Genomic DNA, 23,421 nt, shown 5'->3' with positions numbered 1-23,421 from the left:
GTGAACACCCCTTAATATAAACTCAATGATGTTCCAACATTTTGTGCTTTTGCTTCTCGATAAATGAAATACGCACTTGCAATATCTTCAATCGCCATACCCATTGGATTTAATAAAATGATTTCTTCATCATTTTCTCTTCCTACAACTTCACCTGTCACAAGCTGTCCTAATTCAGCATGAAGTTTATCTTTACTAAATTTACCTTCTAAAACAAGTTGATTGATTGTTTTCTTCTCGCGATTACATTGTGACCAGTCATCGACAACGACTTTATCTGCTTTAACAAATACGTCTTTTTGTACATCCATAATCGAAATATTACTAATAAATGCACCTTTTTGAAGCCATTCATATTCAATGTAAGGTTGATCCGTCACTGTACATGGAATAATCACTTCACCTTGCATGACCGCTTCTTTAGCTGTTTCAGCTTTAATAAATGTAACATCCGGACGCAATGCTTCCCATTTCTCGATAAATTGAATCGCTGCTTTGTCAAAATGATCATAAATGTATACATTGCGAATACTTTCAAATTGTTCAAGCATCGTTTGAAGCTGCTTATCTCCAATTAAGCCACATCCAATGATTGTTAAATCTTTAAAACCAGGCTTAGCTAAATATTTTGCGGCAATAGCGGAAACGGCAGCCGTACGCATACTACTAATCAAACTTGCTTCCATCACTGCGATAGGATAGTTCGTTTCAGGGTCATTAAGAATAATAACCGCACTTGCACGTTCTTTTTGACGTTTTGACGGATTGTCATGCTTACTACCAATCCATTTAATCCCAGAAATTGAAAGGTCGCCGCCAATATGACTTGGCATCGCGATAATACGGTCAGCAATATGGCCATTCTCTGTATTTTGTCTTAAGTAAGGCTTTAAAGGCTGGACAAAATCTTCATGGGCATGCGCAGTGAGTGCTTCTGTCAATGCATCAACATAGATTTGTGAGTGGTCACCTCCTAAGTTTTGGATATCTGTACGATTTAAATATAATAATTCGTCATTCATGTGTGATGTGCTCCTTTTTATGTTTTAATTGTTCTAACCATTGTTCTGAATAAACTAAATCTAAATAACGATCGCCTCTATCTGGAAAAATCGTCACAATTGTTTTGCGCGGTTCTATGCGTTGCGTCAGCTGTGCAATCGCAGAAACGACTGAACCTGTCGAGCCTCCTGCAAAAATGCCTTCTTCATTGACTAACTGCTGGCACCCGAGCGCTGAATCATAGTCATCAACATGAATGACATCATCAATCTCTGCGTGATTAAGAATTTCAGGCACACGACTGGCACCGATACCCGGTAGCTCTCGATGACATGGCGTGTCCCCAAAAATAACAGAGCCTTTCGCATCGACTGCGATAATTTGCGCATTCGGATGATGGGCTTTAATTTTTCGACTCATCCCCATAATGCTTCCCGTCGTACTGACAGGCGCCACAAAGTAATCAATAGGTCTATCCATAGCCGCAACTATTTCACTGCCTGCCCCATGATAGTGCGCTTTCCAATTCAACTCATTCGCATATTGATTGATCCAGTAGGCATTGTCATCTTGTTGCAACAGCGCCTTTACTCTCTTAATACGCGTGATTAAATAACCGCCGTGTTCATCTGGTTCATCAACCATATCTATATTTGCACCATAACTTTGGATAATTTTTAAATTAATGGGTGAAATTTTAGGATCAACGACACACGTTAACTTTAAGCCTTTAATCTTGGCAATCATGGCTAAAGCAATGCCGAGATTTCCAGAAGTGCTTTCGATTAAGTGTGTGGACGAATCAATGCGTCCTGTTTCTAATCCATGTTCAATAATGTATTTGGCCGGTCTATCTTTCATACTTCCACCAGGATTCATATACTCCAATTTGGCAAACACATCATGTTCTGGAAACATTTTTTGAAGTTGTACCATCGGTGTATTGCCAATACAAGACAGTAATGTATCTTGGTGCGGTTCAGCTTTATTAAACAAAAACATTCCTCCTAAAATTATATTGTGTGATTCAATTGATAATGATTATCATTATCGATAGGCTGTATTATATTTTCTCAAAATATTCATGTCAAACATTTATATATTTTCTTTTTTTTAAAAAATTGTATTGACTTAAAGATAACTTTCATACATACTACAATTGATAATGATTCTCATTGTCATAATATAGGAGGAGGATTCCGACAACTTATGAAGAATACATTTAAGGTCTTTATGATGGCGCTTGCTTTCATTCTTGTATTAGCCGCATGTGGCAATGATTCTCAAAAAGAGACAGAGAAAAAAGAGAACGATGCGGTGACAATTAAACATGCTTTAGGTACGACTGAAATTAAAGGTGAACCTAAAAGAGTCGTTACGTTATACCAAGGTGCAACTGATGTTGCCGTTGCTTTAGGTGTTAAACCCGTTGGTGCTGTAGAATCATGGGCACAACAACCTAAATATGATTATTTGAAAGATGATTTAAAAGATACAAAGATTGTAGGTCAAGAACCTGCACCGAATTTAGAAGAAATTGCGAAGTTAAAACCTGATTTGATTGTTGCTTCAAAAGTGCGTAATGAAAAAGTTTACGACCAACTTTCAAAAATCGCCCCTACAATTTCTCAAGACACTGTTTATAAATTTAAAGACACGACAGAAATGATGGGTAAAGCTTTAGGTAAAGAAAAAGAAGCAGATGCATTACTGAAAAAATATGATGATAAAGTAGCGAAGTTTAAGAAAGATGCAGAAGCGAAATATGGTGACAAATGGCCACTTTCTGCTTCAGTTGTGAACTTCCGTGCTGACCATACTCGTATTTATGCAAGTGGTTATGCAGGCGATATTTTACACGACTTAGGTTTCAAACGCCCAGAAGCGCAACAAAAAGAAGTTGATAAAGGAAAAGATATTATTCAATTAACATCTAAAGAGAGTATTCCTTTAATGGATGCAGATCAAATTTTCGTTTTCAAATCTGATCCTACTGCAAAAGATGCTAAACTCGTTAAACAAACAGAAGACGAGTGGACTTCAAGCAATGAATGGAAAAACCTAGACGCTGTTAAAAAAGGACACGTTGCTAAAAACGTCGACGAAATCACTTGGAATTTAGCAGGTGGTTATCAATCATCATTAAAATTAATCGATGACTTATACGAAAAATTAGACATTAAAAAATAATGTCATGAAATAAGGAGTTACACTATGTCACTTAAACCTCCGCAACATCTTTTGATTGCAGGTTTATGTCTTATCGTTGTAACCGTGCTGAGTTTAATGCTTGGGAATACGCTTGTATCACTACCACAGTTGATACAGGCGTTCTTCCACTTTGATAGAAACAACGATATACATACACTGATTACAGGCGCTCGTGCCTCTCGCACACTCATTGCACTACTGACAGGCGCTGCTTTATCCGTCTCAGGACTTTTAATGCAAGTCCTCACACGAAATCCAGTTGCATCTCCAGGACTTTTTGGTGTTAATGCAGGTGCTGTTTTTTTTATCGTATTTAGTATTACATTTATTCAAGTAAGCTCATTTGAAGCATTAATTGTGATTGCATTTATTGGCGCAATGCTTGTCACGTTTTTAGTCGTTGCTCTAGGAATGTTTCGACAAACACAATTTTCACCACAACGTGTGATTTTAGCAGGTGCCTCTATCGCAATGCTTTTTACCGCCTTTACACAAGGCATATTAATCATGAGTGAAACCCATTTACAAGGCTTTCTATTTTGGCTTGCAGGTTCCGTTTCACTGCGTAATATTTGGGAGATTAAATGGATTATCCCCTTCCTTATCGTTCTCATATGTATTGCTTATTGTATGTCTTCACGCATTAATATCTTGATGACAAGTGATGAGATTGCGACTGGATTAGGTCAAAACATAAAAGCGACAAAGTGGCTATTGATACTTTTAATCAGTTCCCTTGCTGGCCTATCTGTAGCCTTAGCGGGTTCTATCGCATTTATCGGATTGATTGTCCCAAATATTAGTAAAGCGCTATTACCACCAAACTATAAATATTTAATACCTCACTCGGCTATCGTCGGTGCTTGTTTAATGATGATTTCTGACATTGTTGCGAGAATGATTATTCGCCCGTTAGAACTGCCGGTCGGTGTTGTCACAGCTGTCATTGGCGCAAGTGTATTGATTTATCTTATGCGGAAAGGAATCTATCGCCTATGAATCCAACATTAAAACTAAAAGAAACCTTTCTTCTGATTGGCATTACCGTTGCGCTGATTGTTCTTGTACTTTTAAGTATGATGATTGGGCCGACATATATTCCGTTATCAGAGGTCATCGCATATTTGATTCATCCATCAGAAAGTGCTAACCAATTTACACTAGAAGTACTTCGGTTACCTCGTATTACATTAGCGATTTTAGCCGGAACTGCATTTGGTATCAGTGGTTTATTACTACAAAATGTCTTAAAAAACCCAATCGCCTCTCCTGACATTATCGGGGTCACAGGGGGTGCAAGTTTAAGTGCTGTCTTTTTTATTACATTTTTCAGTAGCTTGAGTATTCACTGGTTACCCGTATTTGCTGTCAGTGGTGGTGCCATTGGTATGTTAATATTGTTGTCTTTTCAGCTTAAGCATACGATTCGCCCTTCCACATTGATTATTATTGGTATCGCGCTTCAAACACTCTTTATTGCACTCGTACAAGGTTTAATGCTGACAGCCAAGCAATTGTCAGCATCTAAAGCCTATACATGGCTCGTTGGGAGTCTTTACGGTGGGACTTTCCAAGACGCTACCGTTTTATTCATCGTTCTATTATGTATGGTGCCATTACTGGCTCTCATTATTCCAAGAATGAAAGTGGCCGCATTAGACGATGCTATTAGCATTGGCTTAGGCCTTAACTTAACCCAAACACGTCTTATCCAAATTATCATCTCTACCGTGCTTGTTTCTGTGACGATAAGTTTTGTTGGTAATATTGGTTTTGTTGGTTTGATTGCCCCACACATTGCCAAAACACTGATTAAACAAAGTACGTTTAAACAAGTACTGATGTCTGCACTGATTGGTGCTATTTCAATATTAGTTGCAGATTTCGTCGGGCGAACACTCTTTTTACCAAAAGAAATACCGGCAGGTGTCTTCATCGCCAGCTTCGGCGCACCGTTTTTCATTTACCTATTACTAACCGTAAAAAAATTTTAATTGACCTAATTCATTGCTTCATCCGATGGGAGTGGAACATGAAATCGAATTGATTTCTTCATTTCATTCCCTTTTTATTTTCAATCTTCTCTACTCGCTTAAAATTATTCGTATACAATCTTTTATGTTATCCATTTTTATTCAAACAAAATGTTTCATATTTCACTAAAAATGGAAAAGAGAGTAAGTGTAAGTTAATTTTAATATGTGAGGAGAGTTGAAATGGAAAACAAAAAGACAGATCAACTAAAACATGTAGAAAAGCACAATGAAGGAAAAGCCATGACGACGAATAATGGGGTTAAAATAAGTGAGGATGAAAATACGTTAACCGTGGGGGAACGTGGTCCAAGCTTACTCGAAGACTTCCATTTCAGAGAAAAAATAATGCATTTTGATCATGAGCGTATTCCAGAAAGAATTGTCCACGCCCGTGGTTTCGGTGCTCACGGTGAATTCAAAGTTTATAAAGACTTATCTGAATACACTTCTGCAGACTTTTTAACTCATCCTGAAAAAACAACACCAGTGTTTGTAAGATTTTCAACTGTTCAAGGTTCGAAAGGTTCCCCTGACACTGTCAGAGATGTTCGTGGTTTTGCGACGAAATTTTACACTGATGAAGGCATTTTCGATCTCGTTGGAAACGACATCCCTGTCTTCTTCATTCAAGACGCAATTAAATTCCCAGACTTAATCCATGCGGTAAAACCTGAACCCCACAACGAAGTCCCTCAAGGTGGCTCAGCACATGATACATTCTGGGACTTCTTCGCTCAAAATCCCGAATCCACACATACAGCAGTTTGGGCAATGAGTGACCGTGGTATACCTAAAAACTTTAGACAAATTGAAGGATTCGGCGTACACACTTTCCGTTTAGTCAATCGTGAAGGCCAATCCTACTTTGTTAAATTCCACTGGAAACCTACACATGGTTTAGAGTCATTAGTATGGGACGAAGCCCAAATTTTATCAGGTAAAGATATCGACTTTCATCGTAAAGATTTATATGAATCAATCGAAAAAGGCGACTACCCTGAATGGGAATTAGGTCTTCAGATTATTAAACCAGAGCAAGAATTTGACTTTGATTTTGATATTCTTGACCCAACTAAAATATGGCCAGAAGATCAAGTTCCTGTCGAAATCGTCGGAAAAATGACTCTCAATCGAAATGTATCGAATGTATTTGATGAGACGGAACAAGCTGCCTTCCATCCTGGACACATTGTACCGGGTATAGATTTTTCAAACGACCCTCTTTTACAAGGCCGTTTATTCTCATATACCGATACACAAATTTCAAGACTAGGGGGTCCTAACTTCAACCAAATTCCAATCAACCGCCCTGTCAATGAAGTGACGAACAATCAAAGAGATGCAATGCATCAAATGAATGTTCATGTTGGTCAAACGGCTTATCACAAAAATGCTTTGAACAATAACGATCCCCATACGACACCTAGAGAAGAAGGTGGCTATGAACACTATCAAGAAAAAGTTGAAGGCCGTAAAATTCAAAAACGTAGTGAAAGTTTCAAAGACTACTACAGCCAAGCTAAACTTTACTTAAATAGTTTGACGCAACCTGAATATGACCATACGGTAGATGGTTTTTCATTTGAAATTGGTAAATGTAAGTCAGTGATGGTAAAACAAAACGCTGTTAACCAATTGAATAAAGTTGACCGTACTTTAGCAGAGCGTGTCGCTGCGAATGTAGGCGTCGAAGTGCCTGAAGAAAATGAAGAAGTACAATCAGACGCGAAAGATAGTAAACTCACAATGGAAAAATTCGATATTCCATTACCTGGTCATTCTGTAGCTGTTCTTATTAATGGTGACATTAGCGAAGAGACACTGAAAGCCTTTGCGAAAACATTTACTGAAAATAAACTCAACTATGCTTTTGTAGGAAAACAGCCTAAAAACATTAGCGAAGAGTTCGGTATCACTGAAACATTTGATACCGCTCACCCAACACTTTTTGATAGTGTCTTTGTGTTGTCAGATGACTCAGATTTATTACCTGAAGTTGAAGAATTTGTTGAACTCACATATAAACATCATAAACCTGTCATTGTCGACCGCTCAGCATCAGAAAAACTAGGTCATTCAAAAATAAATATTCATGCGTCAGGTGTCTTTATCTCTAATGATCCTGAAGTTATTGTTGAAGCTTTCGCCAGAGCAAGATACTGGGACAGATAAACTAAAATAAAGTACTTTTAAACTGTGTATGTCGCCGCATCACGCACCGACTGCACAGTTTTTTGTTGTTTTTTAACAATAAAGAAGGCTGAGGATGCTCCTCGGAAAGCAAAGTCATACAATACGAAGTTTAATCATAAAAAAGATAGCGCTCAGGCGATTTTCTAATTAAAACCATCTGAGCGCTATTTATTTCGGATTGATATCTCAGTCGCTTCATCAATCGAACATATTGAATTATTTCTGAAGACAGCGTTGATAAAACGAACTTAATGCTTTATTTTGCGTACGCTTAAACTGTTCATTCGGTGCCAAGTTTGGATCTTTATCATTATGATCTTTTGGGGCAAAACCTGAAGAAAGCGTCACGTCCTTCCCATTTTTAAAGGTATATTCATAAACTTGACCTTCTTCAGTGAAAATATATTTAGTGATGGGTTGATTTAAATCTGCCACCTTGCCATAACCTTCAATATTCGATAAGTCAGAAGCGGATGAATCAAATCCAGTCTTTTTATCTTTAGAAGTATAAACCACCGCACCAGTTACCGCATGAAAATCAAAATGCTGACGTCCCGGCTTCCCATTATCATTAATTTGAATTGCACCTTGATCTGTCATCGCATACCAGTCACCAGTTGAAATACTACTTGTACTGAAATAACGATTTGAGACTGCCCTTCCGTCTTCTTTTGCCATTTTGGACAGCTTTTGAATGACTTCCGCTTTGATTTTCTTTTTCTTTTCATCTGAAAATTTGGACGCTTGCGGTTGATTTTGTTGAACCGCTGTTGTAGCTTTATCCTTTGCGCCACTTTTTGAGTCTACTTGGCTATGACTACAACCCATGAGCAAGACCATACAACACAACGGCATCCACAACACTTTCATACGTACTCCCATACAGACTTCGGCTCCTTTTCCAAGGCAATCATTGTGCCTCATCGCATCAACAAGCGACATTTAAATACAGATAGATTTCTACTTAGTCTTTACTAATTCCAAATTCATCTACCAATTGAATATGACGTTGTTCGCCTTTGCTAATGTCACCGCTTAATTGATAAATTTTCACTTTGAGTTGATTTCCTTTCACTTCATAAACGGAGAAGTTTTGGTTAGAAGAATCTCTATTATTTTCATGCTTATCATTAAATGCATCTGTTTTTTGTGGTTGCTTTCCTATTTTAAATAAACTATTGTAATGAGCTAATTTCTTTTGATCTAACCATGATAGCTCAGGTCTTACTTTTTTAATATGTGTCAACGAGCGATCATAGATACTATCATATTCTTTTGTTCCGCCCGTATTTGGTAACACATAGACAGCGCCTTTAGGATGATCGTAATAAGTCACATGGTCTTGACCTACAAATTGTTTTGCGTCCTCTTTTTTCGCATTCACAAAACTATTTTTAGTCGACGTGTGTTCCAAAGGATACGTACGCGACAATACGTGGTCGTGACCTTGTAACACAAGATCCACATCTAAATCATCTATCGTTTTTGTTAATTCGTCTCTTACTTTCTTCACATCTTTATCTGAAAGTGCATGATAAGATTTAGAATACATTGGCTTGTGTAAATTCAAAATAATCCATTTCGCGCCATTTTGTCGGGCTTTTTTAATATCCTTTTTAATCCATTTCATTTGCGTTTTACCAATTGCTTTTTCATCTGGATTATCTTTTGATTTTTTATTGTCATTTGTATTCGCAATCACCATATGCGCCCCATTATAATCAAATGAGTAGTATGAGCCACCATTCACAGCATGGTTTGCTTCAGGCACATTCACATGCTCATTAAAAGCACCTAACAATTTATCGTCATCTTCATTCAATGCATATTCGTCATGGTTACCCGCTGCCGCAACGACAGGTAATGACATAAATGAAGGACGTGACTTTTCATATAAATCTTTCCATTCGTCTTCTACTTGCGCTGTTTCAACAAAATCACCTGTATGTAACGCAAAATTAGGATTTCCAGCTGTTTTTATCGCATTTTTCAGTGTATCTGCACCAAATGCCGCTTCATTTCTAACGTGTTCATTCCAAAATGCGTTTTGGGTATCCGTATATTGAATGAAGCTGAATGCATCGCCTTTGTCTCCACCCGTTTTAAATGTACCGACTTGACTCTTCTTTCCTTTTTCGCTACCCACTTTATAATAATATTGTGTATTCGGTTTTAAATTTTTCGCCTTTGCTTTATACGTATATTCTGGTTCACTGATTAAATCGGTTTCCCCATGTTGATCACCACTCGTCCAAGCTGGCCCTCCTACATTTTTGTCTGTGTAATAACCGTTCACTTTAGGTTTACCATCTTTCTTAACGGGCTCACCTTCATCATCCTTTTCAATATCCTTGAAAATAATGTTACCTGCTTTATCTCTTTCAAGATATTTAGAGTTTACCTTTTTAGATTTTGCTTTGAAAGTTTTGGCATGTTTAAAATCTTTCGATTGAGAAACCCAAACTTTGGCATCTTTAAATTCATCCGTCGTATACCAACTAAATCCCATTTCAGATTTTGTTTTCCCATTAATGTTCGTAATGATACGATTCGGGTGATTATTCGTCGGGACGTCAGCGACTTTAGGTTTCTGATGTTGTAACTGTATTTTCTTCTCTTGTGACTGTCCTTCCCCGCTATTCGCGCTCGCATCTACATGACTTGGTGCGACCGTCGTTACAATAATACTTGCACTCATCACAGCACTCAATACGAATGACTTTCTTTTAAACCCTTTCATAAAGAACCTCCCACAGTCTTTTTATTATGTACAATATCATCTTAGCAATTACATTTTAATTTAAAGTAAATTTTATTAAGACAATATAAGAATTGCATTACTGTTTGTATTTATAATTTTTTCAATTGGCTATTTCTTAAAACAACGGGGTAAACAGTTTGCTATATTAAATATTATCGGCGCCAATAGAAAACAGTTTTTCAAACTTATATTCTATGAAAATAGGATTATTTCCGGTTTTCCCTTATTTTTGGAATGATTCTCGGTTTAATTTAGCAATTGAAGGTATTTTATATTTAATCATTAAGAAAAAATACCAACGTAAAATTTTAAAAGATGTTTTTGAAAATAATTAAAATTTATGTTTCATCCTACTAATGATGAAAGTGCCTGCCATATTATCAACGCATGAATAACCCCTCTCCATTAAAAAAGTCTTGGAGAGGGGTTATTCATGCATCATTAGTATCGCTACATCGTGCTAGAGTACTTATTCATCATCCGTTTTTGGAAAATTTTTGATAATGCTAGACGATTTAATATACTGTACGTCATAAATCATTGCCATACAATAAAGAAAAAGAATGAGCGTTCTTTCGTCAACTTGACCTGATAAATAATGTGTTTTTAACGATTCATATAAATGTTTTTCTGAAGGTCTACACACTTTTTTGAAATAGCCCCACATATGGCTCAATGCATTGATAACAGACCCTTTCGTCGGCTCAATCGCCAAGGCTTGATCAATCAACGCTTTTACTTCGTCATAATTGCAGTCGCCTTTTAACGTGATTCTAATACGGTTGTAACTATTTTGATGATGCCACATGACCTCATACTTATACGTTTTCCACAGCACTTCAATTTCATGTCTACGTGAAATGACAACCCCTCCTCATTTGTTCTTATCTCGTTTATCCTATTGTAGCGATTTCGTACTGATTGATACACTTTCACGCTTGTTTCAATCGATACCGTGACCTCTGTGGCTCAATTTTTATATAAAAAAGCGTGAGGCAGAAATTCAATTTCTCTCATTTCCGTCTCACTGCTCTGTATATAGTGTGTAAATATGTCTTAATATTTTATATAAAACCGTTAAATATTCGCATTATTTATACTGTGTCTTAACTTCTGCAATCGCATCATCCATACTCATGTTTGATTTAATTGCGACACTTGCGATAAAACTACCTTCTACAATAGGTGCTTCAATTTTTTCAATTCGATGTGGACCTTCATACATTTCTAAAACTGTATCAAGGTTCATACCTGCTGAACCAATATCATAGAAACATAACGCATCATCTTTTAAATTGTTAATTGCTGAAAAAATACGATTAAAGTCTGTTCCTATTTCTTGATTTTCTAAGCCACCTACTGCGACGATGTTGACGCTATTGTCTGTCATTTGGCCATTTAATTCTTTTACACCTTCTGCAATTTTGTAACTATGACTGACAATGACGATAGATGTCATAATGATTCGCCCCCTATAATTGCGTTTAAGATATAAACGCTACTTTGAGCGCCGGGATCAATGTAGCCTTTTGATGCTTCATTGAAATAAGAAGCGCGTCCTTTGGTTGCTATCATGTCTTTTGTTTCATTTGCATAAGATTGTAACTTTTCAAAATCAACGTTTTCGTTATTTTCTAATGCTTGTCTTGTGCGTTCAATGACATCATACATTGTTTTTTCGTTTAATTTAACTTTACCACGTTGTTGGATGCCCTCAGCGAATGCAGTAATGACTTGTTTTAAATTTTCACTGTCCATTTCATCTTGCACTTCATTCGCCATTTTAATAAAACCAAATCCGTATAAAGGTCCAGACGCACCACCGATATTAGACATTAATGTCATTCCTGTAGATTTAAATAATGATTTCATGTCTTTATCATCGATTTTATCTTTTAAATGTTCAAAACCTCTTAGCATGTTCACGCCGTGATCACCATCACCGATTGCTCTATCTAAATCAGTTAATTCTTCTTCTTTTTCTTTAAACTGATCTGCTAAATCCAGTAATCTTACTTTCATTTCTTGCACATTCATTTAAGTCACCTCAAAAATTTAAAACAATGATTATTCGCTTAAAAGTATCGACTTGCTGTAGGTGCAACTAAAGCTTCACCTAGATCTTCACTATATGGAACAATTGTAATTGAGAAGCCTTGCATATCTAAAGAAGTCATGTAATCGCCTACGAACCATTGTTTAACGTCAAAGTTGTGGTCTTTCAATTGTGCATCTAAATATTTAGCCACAATATTCAATTCTGATAACGGTGTACCACCCATACCATTGACCATTACAATGATATCTTTCTCTTTGACTTCTTTTAGTAATGCATCTAATAATCGTTCAATAATAACATCTATCGGTTGAACTGCTTCTCGATGTAATCCTTTTTCACCATGAATACCAATACCGATTTCCATTTCTTGATCGTCGATATCAAAGCTGTATTTACCAGTTGTTGGTACCATAGGTGAAGTTAAAGCCATACCAATACTTTTAATTTTCGGAATGACTGTTTCAACTTTTGCTTTAATGTCAGCTAATGAAAAACCATTTTCAGCTAAATAACCTGCATATTTATGAACCCAAACTGTACCAGCGACACCACGGCGTTTTTCTGTGTCAGAGACCGCAACATCATCACGAATAATGACACTTTCAACTTGAATGTCTTCCATTTGTGCCATTTCTTGAGCCATTTCAAAGTTCATTACGTCGCCAGCATAGTTTTTGATGATGAGTAAAACACCATCTCCCGTGTCTACGGCTTTAATGGCATCAAGAATTTTATCTGGTGTTGGAGAAGTAAAGATTTCACCGCAAACTGCAGCGTCTAACATTCCTCGTGCAACAAAGCCTGCATGTGCAGGTTCGTGACCACTACCACCGCCAGATACGAGGGCCACACCTGATTGCTTTTTATCTTTTCTCACAACAACCGTATCTGATATTAATTCCACATCCGGATTCGTTGTGATAAGTCCATCTAGCATATCAGCTAAGATTTGGTTTTTGTCTTTGATTAATTTTTTCATACTCAAATTACTCCTTTGAATAGAAATGACTTCTAGACAGTTCATCGACTGTTAAAATGGCATCTGCAATTTCATCTGCTGTAATTTTATCGCTAAGGTTAGCAAATGTATCATCTGGTGACAATGCACGTTCACCTACACTTACTAAATCTTCATAGCTTTTATCGTCGATGTGAAGGCCTTCTAAAGTTGTTGGCATGTTAATGCTACTTAAGAATCTTTGATATTTTAAGAATTTTTCTGTTGGTGCATTTTCTAATACTAATTGGACTAAAATACCATATGCGACTTTTTCACCATGTGTTAAGTGATGAATATCGCCTTGGAGTGCCGTAAAACCATTATGAATGGCATGTGCCGCTGCAAGACCCCCATTTTCAAACCCTAGACCTGAAAGTAAAGTGTTCGCCTCTATGACTGCATCAACTTGAGGGGATACAACATGTTTTTCAACAGCTTCATAAGCACTGAGTCCATATTCAAAAATAGTTTCTTCACATTTTTGAGCAATTGCTAAGCTTGCCAATGAAGGGCGACCATGAAACATATTCTTACCTTGACGACGTAATGTAGATTCAACTTCTAACAATGTCGCTAAACCATCACTCATCCCTGAAGCAAATAGTCTTACTGGGGCTTGTGCAACAATTTCAGAGTCAACCATAACTGTGTCAGGGTTTTTTGGATAAAATTGGTAACCGCTGAACACACCGTCTTCTCTGTAGATAACTGAAACAGCAGCAGTAGGTGCATCCATTGAAGCTGTTGAAGCGAAGTCAATGACACTTGCTTTTAATGCGTAACCTACAGCTTTACCTGTATCTAATGCTTTACCGCCACCTAAACCGATGACAACGTCAACACCTGATTTTTTATAAGATTCGACAATACGATTAATTTCATCTTCTGAAGATTCACCTTTGAATACTTCATAATCATATTTCACATTTTTGTTGTTGGAAAAACTTTGCTCAATTTGATTTTTCGTAATATCCCAAACAAGACTATCTGAAATAATCAATGCGTGTGTACCTAAACGTTGTGTCTCTTCAGCAATTGAATTAATAACGCCTTTCCCTTGTACATATCTTCCTGGTGATTGAAAAATTAATTTTGACATACGAATCCCTCCAAAATAGTTATAATTAATAATCTGATTTGAAACCAAATTATCACTAACAACAGATAGAATGAGTGTGAATGGAATCATACCCCTTTTTTTCGCCCTAATATGTTTACCCGTTTTTTCGTAAGAATACATTAATTTTTTAATTTAATTGTTAACATTTTGTTAACGAACCACAAGATATTGGTGTTTATTATTTAAAATGTACTTTACATAAACAGTTCAAAATAAAGATTTTCTTTTTTTGAATAAACGCGCACTAACTTTAGCTTTCAAGGGCAAATAATACAGATGAAAAAATAATTCTCATCATTAATTTGCTTTCAAAATAACATTATCTATTATATGAAAGCGTTTTAAATCGAATAACAAGTATATTATCTCACTTTAATAATAAATTTCACTACCATTTATTGACGAATTTCAAAACTTTTTAAAAAATATAACATGATTAAGATAAATATATATTTTATAATATGGAGAAAGGGCTTGGTTCCGCTATATTGTCGGAAGCAAACTCTTATATTAATACGTGGCAAACAAAAATTGATTCTGTTCCACTTCATATAAAACTGCTTGATTGTCTAATTTGAAAAATATTTATTAATCAAGTTTTTCTAAAAACTCACTGAAATGTTTTAAATCCGTTAACTGAAAATTACATTTTTCGCTATTATGACAAATATAATTGCCTCTTGTCGTGTAACGTCCGTCACTAGAACTATGTGTCTTTTTCATAAATAGAGACACGTTGGACTCGGTATTACAAATCGAACAAAATACTTGTTGTTTTAATTGCGTTAATCCAATGTTAATCTAAAGTAAAATTAATTAAGAATTTATATTATCATAAAAACAAAATCTAATATTTGATAAGATGTTTACACATAGGAAATTGTAAGGGAAGTGCAAAAATGGACGGACAATTTTTACAAATTGAGAAGAGATTTCGAACAGAAATTGAAGGATTACGTTTTATTGCTGCATTATTAGTGGCAATTTATCATATCTGGTTAGGCAGAGTGTCAGGCGGTGTTGATGTATTTTTTATTATTTCAGGTTACTTAATCACTGCATCGATCATTTCTAAAATCAACAAACAAGGTTACCTTTCTTTTTCCAAGTATTTCGGTGGATTACTGAAGAGATTACTTCCTAACGTACTTGTTATCTTAACTGTTGTTGCTATCGTTACCTTTTGGATTATTCCAAGTTCAATCTATGGTAAAACGATAAAAGAATTAATCGCATCATTGTTTTATTATCAAAATCTACAGCTTGCCTTTTCACATACGGACTACTTAAATTCAGAACAAGCGAAAACACCTTTAGAACATTTTTGGGCAATGTCTATTCAAGGTCAATTTTATGTTATATGGTTTATATTATTTTCATTTATCGTTTTATTATGGAAGAAGCTTAAAACGATACATATTCACACAACAATCAACATCATACTTATTATCCTTTTTTTAGGTTCACTCACATTTTCTATATTTCAAACGAGTACAAATCAACAGTTTGCTTATTTTAATCCAGTCGCACGTGTTTGGCAATTTGCATTAGGGGGTTTAGTCTACCTTAACCTTTTCAAAATAAAAATTCCTGTCATGTTCTCGAATATACTGGGTTGGATAGGTTTAGTGGGCTTAATACTCACCGGTATCATTTTTGATGTCTCAACGATGTTTCCTGGTTATGTTGCATTGTGGCCAATGACATGTGCAATACTCATCTTATTATCTGGCAATGATCCATCACATTTTGGGGTTGAAGCTTTATTAAGTCGCCCAATCCTCATGAAGCTAGGTGGCATTTCTTTCGGAATTTATTTATGGCATTGGGTGTTATTATCGTTTTATAAATATACCATTGATACACATATTTCTACCCTTATCGGTATGGGTATCATTTTATTAAGTATAGCGCTGAGTGCTATCACAACAAATTTAGTTGAAAAGCCTATACGACATAGTTTCGGTAAGCCTGTGTTTATGAGGTTAGGTGCTTTTTTTGCTGTTGTATTATGCTTGATTGGAACCCTTGGATTTAACTACAAATTGAATGATCCTACGCATTTAAAAGACCTTCCGCCAAATCATGCTTTTCCAGGTGCAACAGCCAAAGCAGATTACCAAAATAAAAAGAACATCTTGCCTCGTATTAAATATATTACTAATGATAAATCTGATGCTTATGATGATGGAGGCATGATTTACCAAGGTGCAAAGGTCAAACCATTAACATATGGTCAAAAAGACGGTTATCAATATCATATATTGCTTGTCGGCGGTTCCCATTCGAGTCATTGGCTGGGAGCACTTCAACAAATTGCTGAAAAAGATAAAATCAAAATCACGCACCTTTGCAAAGCGAATGCTCGTTTTACAATGGGTGAACAAGATGCATTGTCCCAAAAATGGATGGAAAACACGAAAGACTACATAAAAAAACATAAAGATGACTATGATTTAGTATTTACTACAGCTGATGTCGGAAATGACGAAGAAACCGATGTCCCACAAGGCTTCATTGATGCATTTCGTTATTTAGAATCACTTGATTTACCTGTCTTTGCAGTACGTGATACACCAAGATTAGATATCAATGCAATTGAAGCTTATGAAAAAAATAAAAATGTGACCATTGATGTTTCTAAACAACTTCCGGACAAAAACTTTCAACCAATGGAAGATACAGGTGCAAAAGTCTATGATTATAACAATTATATTGCGCCTAATCACACTTTCAAGCCTGTAAGAGGAAATATATTTGTTTTCTTTGACTCCAGTCATATGACGAATACATTTTCAAGAACGCTCGGCCCAGTTATTAAAGATGACCTTATGCGTGAACTTCAAAGTGCTTAGTATGTTTTCAGAACAGAGGCCTTACCTTAACTGTAAAAAAATCATGGGAACGGTACATCATCATATTCATGCAATGCTTAGACACGCTTGCCTGCCGCCTCGTCTCAACTCACCTACGCTTGATTGTACGGTTACACATTTGAAGTGTTGGGGTATTTTCGACTTCGGCTGATCTCACTGCCTTCTCGCTTAAATTGACAATTATGAGACTAAGCCTATGTCGCTTGAGTAGTTGATAGTCATTGAATACGATATCAATACCATTTTTATAAATGATTAAAAGTCATAGTCACTGATTTTTTTACCGATTTTCAGGCGATTTCAAACTGTATCACAATGGATTAAGGAGGCAGACTTAACCGTCCTGTCTCCTTATTTTAATAAGTTATAAACCAATGTCCGATCCCCATGATTGATGTGATGATAATAAAACTCTATGTTAATGTTACAGTATAATGTTTTACATTCTAAATTTTTTATTCGTGTCCTTCGTCTTTATTTCCAATTAATGCACCGCTTCATTTCCTTTGAAATAACAAATATAATAATAAAGGGACAATAATAAAATCAGGTACTCATCTCATTACTCCCAACCCAAAGAGAGGTGTTTATCCTTAATATAGAGGCTTCATTTTGGCAGAAATTTTGAATACTTTTTATCACAATTATCAATACAAAGGAAAAATGGAGAGAGCATTAGTTCACAAAAATTCGGAATGGCACGAAACGTTTCAATGCATTTTTACGTCAAAAGATTCTATATTATTTCAACAAAGGAATGTCGCCTTACATGACTATCCTGGGTTGCTCGACGTCACTGTCGGTGGCCACATCACATATGATGAGAAGATGTCAGATGGTATTCGAGAAATAAAAGAAGAAATGGGATTAGATATTTCTTTTGAAAGACTTCAGTTTTTATGTACACTTCCCGAAAGTCTTGAAGGGCTCTTCACCGATAAAGAATTCATCCATATTTACACGGTAGAAATCACGGATGATGAAATCAGCGCGATTGCGTTTCAAGATGATGAGGTACAATCATTATACCGAATTAATAAAGATGAATTTAGCAAATTTTCGAAAGGTCAAATTGAGACGATCAATGGCATTGCACTGGATAATCAAACATCTCGATTTTTCACTCAATCTGACTTTCTCCCATACTCTTCAGCATATTTCACTTGTGTATCGGCTTTAATTGAACGTAATTTGTAATAAGATTAAAGGAAACTAGAAATCAAAACATAAGAATAGATAAAAAGCGGGACAGCCATCGTATAGATAGCTGTCCCGCTTTTTATATTGCTAAATATCATACATTACATTCAGTTACTTGATCCTATATTTTTAAATTGTTGCATGACATAATCCCTACTTTTTTTATGTTCTACAATTACTTCGGGATAGTCTTTACCAATTTCAATGTGATGATTTTCTTTTAATTGCGCTTTGTATCGCGTTGGATGGTGAAGATATTGAGGACGTACATCATCGAAAACCTCTAATTCGGACTTTATAAAATAACCATTCGGGTCAAAACGTTCACTTTGACGTATGGGATTAAACATTCTGAAATAAGGCACGGCGTCTGTACCCGTTGACGCTGACCATTGCCAACCGTGTACATTCGAAGCATTATCATAGTCTAAGAGATATTGTCTAAAGTATACTTCACCCCAAGTCCAATCAATAAATAAATGTTTCGTTAAAAACTGAGAGACAACCATTCTCAAACGATTGTGCATCAGGCCTGTACGGTTGAGCTTCTTCATTGCAGCGTCTACAATCGGATAGCCCGTTTGTCCACTTTTCCACGATTCAAAGTGAGATGGATTGTTCGACCATTGCATCCCTCGGTATTTTTCAGAAAAAGATTGAGTCGCCGTTTGTGGATATTTTGTCATTAATACATAATAAAATTCACGAAACATCACTTCTCTTATAAACGCTTCGTAATTAACTTCATCACTGTCGTAACCCGCTAATAAATCATTCATAACCTCACGAATATCGAGTAAGCCATACGCTAAAAATCGACTTAAACCACTTACATAATCTTGTGAAATGTCATCTGTGCGCCTTTTATAATCAGATATATCTGTATTTAAAAATGTTGCCCAATCTTGACGTGCGCTTTTTTCCATATCTTCACTATCATTTATCTGCAAATGCGCCTGATTTGTACCTTTTTCTGCAATTTTGGCGACCTGCTTGTATGCATCCGTTTTATAATGCCTATGTACTAAATTTTTACGATTCACTTTATAAAAACTCGTAAACACTTTATACGGTTGCTGTTGCTGATTCAACGTTTGTGAGGGTTGAAAATAGTGATTAACACGTTGCCCGACAACTTTAACTTGATGATTCTCAAAAGCACGTTTCATATGAGGATAGTCATAAATCGATTGATGATAGCTCATGATATCTTGTGGCATTAATACATGAGATAACGCTAAATTATCCACAAATACACCTAATTGGTCATAATTGAGAATGTAGGGGTATATCTCATGTTGATTTAAAGTATGTACAAAACCTTTAACCACTTTTTCATAATCATCACGCTTCACATTTGCTGCATCAGATAAATCTTCTATCAGTAAAATCAAATAAAGCTGATCTATCTCATTTTGATGCTTAATCACATATTCAAATAATGGATTGTGTTTTATTCTAAAAACTCTGTTAAGTATCACACCTAGACGCATACAAAGCCCCCTTTATCTTTTCGAATTTCCTTATTGACACATCTTTAAGCATCCAATAAGTTGATAGCCTTCTTATCAACTCATTTCCCGGGAAAAGGTCCAACTCAGGCATCGCTTTCAGATTAACCATCTTTGTCAAAGATTAATCTTGTATATCGTATCATAAATCCTCTCTATTCTCAGACAGACAATCCCTGTAAGGCACCCCATCCTGTTCGGTCATCTCAGCACAATTTATTATTGCCGTTACCATCATGCTATTAAAAATTTTCACCATCAAAAAAGAGTAGTACAACGAAATCACATCGATTTCAGTTGTTCTACTCCCTAATCGTTTAATGACACGCTTTATGTCGTAACTCAATTATGCAAGTTTCCCACTGGTTTGTTATAACGCTTTGGCTTATTAGTCATTCGCGTTTTTAAAAAATTCTTTATATGTCGGATTAGGATATTTATAGAAACCTTCACCTGTTGAAGTCCCTAATTTACCTGCATCTACATATTTTTTCAACATTGCAGCGGCACTTTCCATTTGTGAATTATCTACTGAAGCCATTTTAGCAATGTTATACGCTGTTGAAAGGCCCACGACATCTAACATTGCAAACGGACCTGCTGGTGAACCTGTTGCTGCCATCCAAGCACGATCAATGTCTTCGATTTCTCCAATGTCATTTGCATACAAAAGTTCAGCTGCATGAAGTAATGGCACTAATAAAGCGTTAACAATGTAACCCGGTTGCTCTTTTTTTACGTGAATGGGTAACATTCCAATTTTTTCTGCAAAATCAAGTAATTCTTCTTCATATTTTCTATCTGTTTCAGAGTGACCCATCACTTCAGCCGTATTGTTTTTCCACACTTCATTAGCAAAATGAAGCGCTAGGAATTTTTCTGGACGACCTGTATATGCTCTAAAATCACTGGGTAACATCGTAGAAGAGTTGGTCGCAAAAATTGTTTTTTCAGGCGCAATCTTCGCTACTTTTTGATAAAAATCAATTTTGATTTCTTTAACTTCAGGAACTGATTCGATCATGAGATCGGCATCAGCTACTGCTTTATTAAGATCTGATGTTAATGTTAAGCGATTGATAGATTGCTCAGCTTGTTCAACATTGTTAAAGTAATCACCATAAATGCCAACTAATTTATCAAGCTTAGCTCTCCCTGCAGAAACCGCTTCTTCATTAATATCATATAGAATGACATTATAACCATGAAAGGCTACTTGAAACGCTATTTGACTCCCTAATACACCCGCACCGATAATTGTTACGTTTTTAATATCCATTAAACCATCCCCAAATATATTTTGTGTAAAGCTATTTTAAACTTATCATCTAATTTTTATTTTTAAAAGAAATAAGCTCTTAAAAGATGGTTTGAAATATAATAAAATTATAACTTAAATGCACTTAATTTAAGTGAGACTAAAAAATATCCGTTTTACTACTATTTTTTGTTGATAAAACCCCATCTTCCATATGGAAAACTTTATCGCAATATGTTGTAAGTCGTTCGTCATGCGTCACGACAATGCATGTTTTATTTTTTTCTTGTGTCTGCTCTTTTAAAATTTTCATCACTTCCATAGCGTTTTGCGTATCGAGAGAAGCTGTTGGTTCATCGGCTAATATAATTGAAGGCTTAGTGTACAATGCTTTGGCTATTGCAACACGCTGTTTTTGACCTCCAGATATTTCACTAGGCAATTGATTTTCAATGTCTTCTAGATTTAATTGAGCCATCAATTGTTGATATGCTTGTGTGCTTAACACCTCTTTTTTCTGTTTCTTTAATAATTGAAATTGTTGCTTCACTGTTAAAAATGGCACAAGATTTGTCGCTTGCAAAATGAAGCCAATCTCCTGCATCCGTGTATGCGCCAAGGCTTTTTGAGACATCCCTGAGACTTCCTTACCATTAATAAGAATCTCTCCAGAAGAGGGCGTTTGGAGTGCGCCTGCCATCGTTAAAAATGTGCTTTTCCCAGAGCCTGAGGGTCCAATAATCGCAATAAGTTCATTTTGTTCGAACTTAAGAGATGTCGGTTTGACAGCTTCTATTTTTTTATTACCATCTTGAAAGTATTTCATCATATTTTTGAATTCTAACATTTCCTACACACTCCTTTAGCCAATAGCTTTTAGTGGATCCACTTTTCTAATCGTAAAGATTGAAAATAAACTTCCTAATAACGATACAATGATAAGCACAGCACCGTATATCAGTAGTGTGACCATATTAAATTTTATAGGCACGACACTTGGTAAAAATGCACTTGTGATTAAAGTTAAAATAAGCCCTATCACTGTTCCAATCACTGCAATAATCAAGGTTTGTGATAATACCACTTTGGCTAAGTAACCATTTGTAAATCCTTGTGCCTTTAAAACACCGAACAAGTTTGTTTTTTGTAAAGTGATGACATATAAAAATATACCTATCACAGTTGCTGAAATCATAAATAAAAATGAAATCATAAAGTTTAACGTCAAATTCTGAGCTGTATAGCCGGGTAAGTTTTTAATAAAATTATCAATCCCAATCGCTTCTAAATGCGCATTTAAATCTTTTTGATGCCAATTTTGATCACGCACTACAACTGCATTAACTTTAGATTCATCTAAAGTCGGATTAATCTTCTGTATCGTTTTTTGGTTAGAAAATAGCACTGGAGAAGCATTATATTTTGCGCTTTCACTAAATCCCACTATTTTTAACTTCTCATCAGATTTTGAAAGTGATAACTGATCGCCTACTTTAAATCCTTTTTCTTTTAAAGTTTGATCAGCAACGACTTCATCATTAGATTTAAACTTTTTACCTTCAATGATTTTGGGTATTAAAAAAGAATTTTCAGCCACACCGAACAGCAATGCATTTTCTTTATGACTATCATTTGAAATAATCACACCTGACTGTTTTAAGGTTGCTTGTTTTTTGTACGTTTCTGGAACATCCTTTTTATTAAACACAGATTGTTCCACAGTTTGGTTGGCATCTTTATTTAAAATAATCGCATCTGCATGCCACTTATCAATACCTTCTCTATTCATATTCATTAAGCCACTCGCTAAACCCGACAGTAAAAAAAGCAAATAACTAATCATCATTAGCACACCAATAATCAAGCTGAATTTCAGCTTATTTCGTTTAATTTCATTCCATGCGAGAAACATAAGTGCCCCCTTTCGATTCATACCAGCCTATGTATTTTAAGCACATGAAGGAAATGGCTTAAAATCATTATGTATCAGATTATACCCTTCGACATTGAAAAATATCTATGATGTATCTTTTTCATTAAAAGAAAACACTATATTAGGGATTTGTAGTTTTTCAAATACATTCTGTTTTGACTATAAATCAAAACCACCCGTGTGAACGGGTGGTTTGTTCTTCGGCTGAAAGCCTCTGTTACTGACCAGCCCTTATAAGGGCACTGAGAAAATCAACCAACC

At 35.7% G+C, this 23,421-nt stretch carries 20 protein-coding genes and 1 pseudogene; 7 read left to right on the top strand and 14 right to left on the bottom strand.

Going from position 1 to position 23,421, the window contains the following annotated elements; all coding sequences use genetic code 11:
• Positions 1 to 11: 11 nt before the first annotated feature.
• Complete coding sequence (gene sbnB / locus CD118_RS08205; RefSeq protein WP_060829180.1) at positions 12 to 1,022, bottom strand: 2,3-diaminopropionate biosynthesis protein SbnB; 1,011 nt, start codon at positions 1,020 to 1,022, stop codon at positions 12 to 14.
• On the bottom strand, positions 1,015 to 2,004 hold the full coding sequence (gene sbnA / locus CD118_RS08200) for a 2,3-diaminopropionate biosynthesis protein SbnA (RefSeq protein WP_037559398.1): 990 nt from the start codon (positions 2,002 to 2,004) through the stop codon (positions 1,015 to 1,017). Before sbnA ends, sbnB begins: the two co-directional genes overlap by 8 nt.
• A 207-nt stretch (positions 2,005 to 2,211) precedes the next feature.
• Between sbnA and CD118_RS08195 the strand changes: the two genes are divergently transcribed.
• The 4 genes from CD118_RS08195 (at position 2,212) to CD118_RS08180 (ending at position 7,421) form a co-directional block, all read left to right on the top strand.
• The gene (locus CD118_RS08195; RefSeq protein WP_060829179.1) at positions 2,212 to 3,192 is read left to right on the top strand and encodes an ABC transporter substrate-binding protein; all 981 of its coding nucleotides are present in this window, start codon (positions 2,212 to 2,214) and stop codon (positions 3,190 to 3,192) included.
• Positions 3,193 to 3,216: 24 nt separating this feature from the next.
• Positions 3,217 to 4,212, top strand: coding sequence for a FecCD family ABC transporter permease (locus tag CD118_RS08190; RefSeq protein ID WP_050344960.1), 996 nt, complete (start codon positions 3,217 to 3,219; stop codon positions 4,210 to 4,212).
• Positions 4,209 to 5,207 (top strand): FecCD family ABC transporter permease, encoded by a 999-nt coding sequence (locus CD118_RS08185; RefSeq protein ID WP_060829178.1) that lies wholly within the window; start codon positions 4,209 to 4,211, stop codon positions 5,205 to 5,207. Before CD118_RS08190 ends, CD118_RS08185 begins: the two co-directional genes overlap by 4 nt.
• Before the next feature lie 222 nt (positions 5,208 to 5,429).
• Positions 5,430 to 7,421 (top strand): catalase, encoded by a 1,992-nt coding sequence (locus tag CD118_RS08180; protein WP_060829177.1) that lies wholly within the window; start codon positions 5,430 to 5,432, stop codon positions 7,419 to 7,421.
• Positions 7,422 to 7,658: 237 nt separating this feature from the next.
• Here CD118_RS08180 and CD118_RS08175 read toward each other — a convergent pair whose 3' ends face one another.
• Together CD118_RS08175 and CD118_RS08170 are read right to left on the bottom strand one after the other, a co-directional pair.
• A complete protein-coding gene (locus tag CD118_RS08175) occupies positions 7,659 to 8,324 on the bottom strand; it encodes a hypothetical protein (protein WP_060829176.1) in 666 nt (221 codons plus the stop codon).
• A gap of 82 nt (positions 8,325 to 8,406) precedes the next feature.
• Positions 8,407 to 10,182 carry a purple acid phosphatase family protein gene (locus CD118_RS08170; RefSeq protein ID WP_060829175.1) on the bottom strand — a complete coding sequence of 592 codons (1,776 nt, stop codon included), beginning with the start codon at positions 10,180 to 10,182 and terminating at the stop codon, positions 8,407 to 8,409.
• Positions 10,183 to 10,267: 85 nt separating this feature from the next.
• Here CD118_RS08170 and CD118_RS12340 point away from each other — a divergent pair, with 85 nt between their 5' ends.
• Complete coding sequence (locus CD118_RS12340; protein ID WP_342587135.1) at positions 10,268 to 10,441, top strand: FtsX-like permease family protein; 174 nt, start codon at positions 10,268 to 10,270, stop codon at positions 10,439 to 10,441.
• A 231-nt stretch (positions 10,442 to 10,672) separates the two neighbouring features.
• Here CD118_RS12340 and CD118_RS08160 read toward each other — a convergent pair whose 3' ends face one another.
• From CD118_RS08160 to CD118_RS12230, 6 genes and pseudogenes are all read right to left on the bottom strand, one after another.
• Positions 10,673 to 11,011 (bottom strand): DUF1722 domain-containing protein, encoded by a 339-nt coding sequence (locus tag CD118_RS08160; RefSeq protein WP_082704433.1) that lies wholly within the window; start codon positions 11,009 to 11,011, stop codon positions 10,673 to 10,675.
• A 282-nt stretch (positions 11,012 to 11,293) separates the two neighbouring features.
• Entirely contained in the window at positions 11,294 to 11,662 is a 369-nt protein-coding gene (gene dhaM / locus CD118_RS08155) for a dihydroxyacetone kinase phosphoryl donor subunit DhaM (RefSeq protein WP_016425786.1), read from the bottom strand.
• Entirely contained in the window at positions 11,659 to 12,240 is a 582-nt protein-coding gene (gene dhaL, locus CD118_RS08150) for a dihydroxyacetone kinase subunit DhaL (protein ID WP_060829163.1), read from the bottom strand. The genes dhaM and dhaL overlap by 4 nt, the downstream gene beginning before the upstream one ends.
• A gap of 38 nt (positions 12,241 to 12,278) precedes the next feature.
• Positions 12,279 to 13,241, bottom strand: coding sequence for a dihydroxyacetone kinase subunit DhaK (gene dhaK, locus CD118_RS08145; RefSeq protein WP_060829162.1), 963 nt, complete (start codon positions 13,239 to 13,241; stop codon positions 12,279 to 12,281).
• A gap of 7 nt (positions 13,242 to 13,248) precedes the next feature.
• Positions 13,249 to 14,361 carry a glycerol dehydrogenase gene (locus tag CD118_RS08140; protein WP_060829161.1) on the bottom strand — a complete coding sequence of 371 codons (1,113 nt, stop codon included), beginning with the start codon at positions 14,359 to 14,361 and terminating at the stop codon, positions 13,249 to 13,251.
• Between the two features lie 609 nt (positions 14,362 to 14,970).
• Positions 14,971 to 15,147 (bottom strand): annotated as a pseudogene (locus CD118_RS12230) (elongation factor G-binding protein); the annotation flags it as partial.
• A gap of 134 nt (positions 15,148 to 15,281) precedes the next feature.
• Here CD118_RS12230 and CD118_RS08130 point away from each other — a divergent pair.
• The gene (locus CD118_RS08130) at positions 15,282 to 17,237 is read left to right on the top strand and encodes an acyltransferase family protein (protein ID WP_060829160.1); all 1,956 of its coding nucleotides are present in this window, start codon (positions 15,282 to 15,284) and stop codon (positions 17,235 to 17,237) included.
• A gap of 633 nt (positions 17,238 to 17,870) precedes the next feature.
• A complete protein-coding gene (locus CD118_RS08125) occupies positions 17,871 to 18,455 on the top strand; it encodes an NUDIX hydrolase (protein ID WP_060829159.1) in 585 nt (194 codons plus the stop codon).
• Positions 18,456 to 18,565: 110 nt separating this feature from the next.
• Here CD118_RS08125 and CD118_RS08120 read toward each other — a convergent pair whose 3' ends face one another.
• The 4 genes from CD118_RS08120 to CD118_RS08105 form a co-directional block, all read right to left on the bottom strand.
• Positions 18,566 to 19,951 (bottom strand): cryptochrome/photolyase family protein, encoded by a 1,386-nt coding sequence (locus CD118_RS08120; protein WP_103356555.1) that lies wholly within the window; start codon positions 19,949 to 19,951, stop codon positions 18,566 to 18,568.
• Between the two features lie 406 nt (positions 19,952 to 20,357).
• Positions 20,358 to 21,248, bottom strand: a complete 891-nt coding sequence (locus CD118_RS08115) for a 3-hydroxyacyl-CoA dehydrogenase (protein ID WP_103356554.1) — start codon at positions 21,246 to 21,248, stop codon at positions 20,358 to 20,360.
• A 139-nt stretch (positions 21,249 to 21,387) separates the two neighbouring features.
• Complete coding sequence (locus CD118_RS08110; RefSeq protein WP_103356553.1) at positions 21,388 to 22,074, bottom strand: ABC transporter ATP-binding protein; 687 nt, start codon at positions 22,072 to 22,074, stop codon at positions 21,388 to 21,390.
• A 15-nt stretch (positions 22,075 to 22,089) separates the two neighbouring features.
• On the bottom strand, positions 22,090 to 23,139 hold the full coding sequence (locus CD118_RS08105) for an ABC transporter permease (RefSeq protein WP_103356552.1): 1,050 nt from the start codon (positions 23,137 to 23,139) through the stop codon (positions 22,090 to 22,092).
• Positions 23,140 to 23,421: the final 282 nt, after the last annotated feature.

The organism is Staphylococcus coagulans (genome assembly GCF_002901995.1).
In the GTDB taxonomy this organism is placed as follows: Bacteria; Bacillota; Bacilli; order Staphylococcales; family Staphylococcaceae; genus Staphylococcus; species Staphylococcus coagulans.
This window is presented reverse-complemented; position numbering and strand designations above follow the sequence as displayed.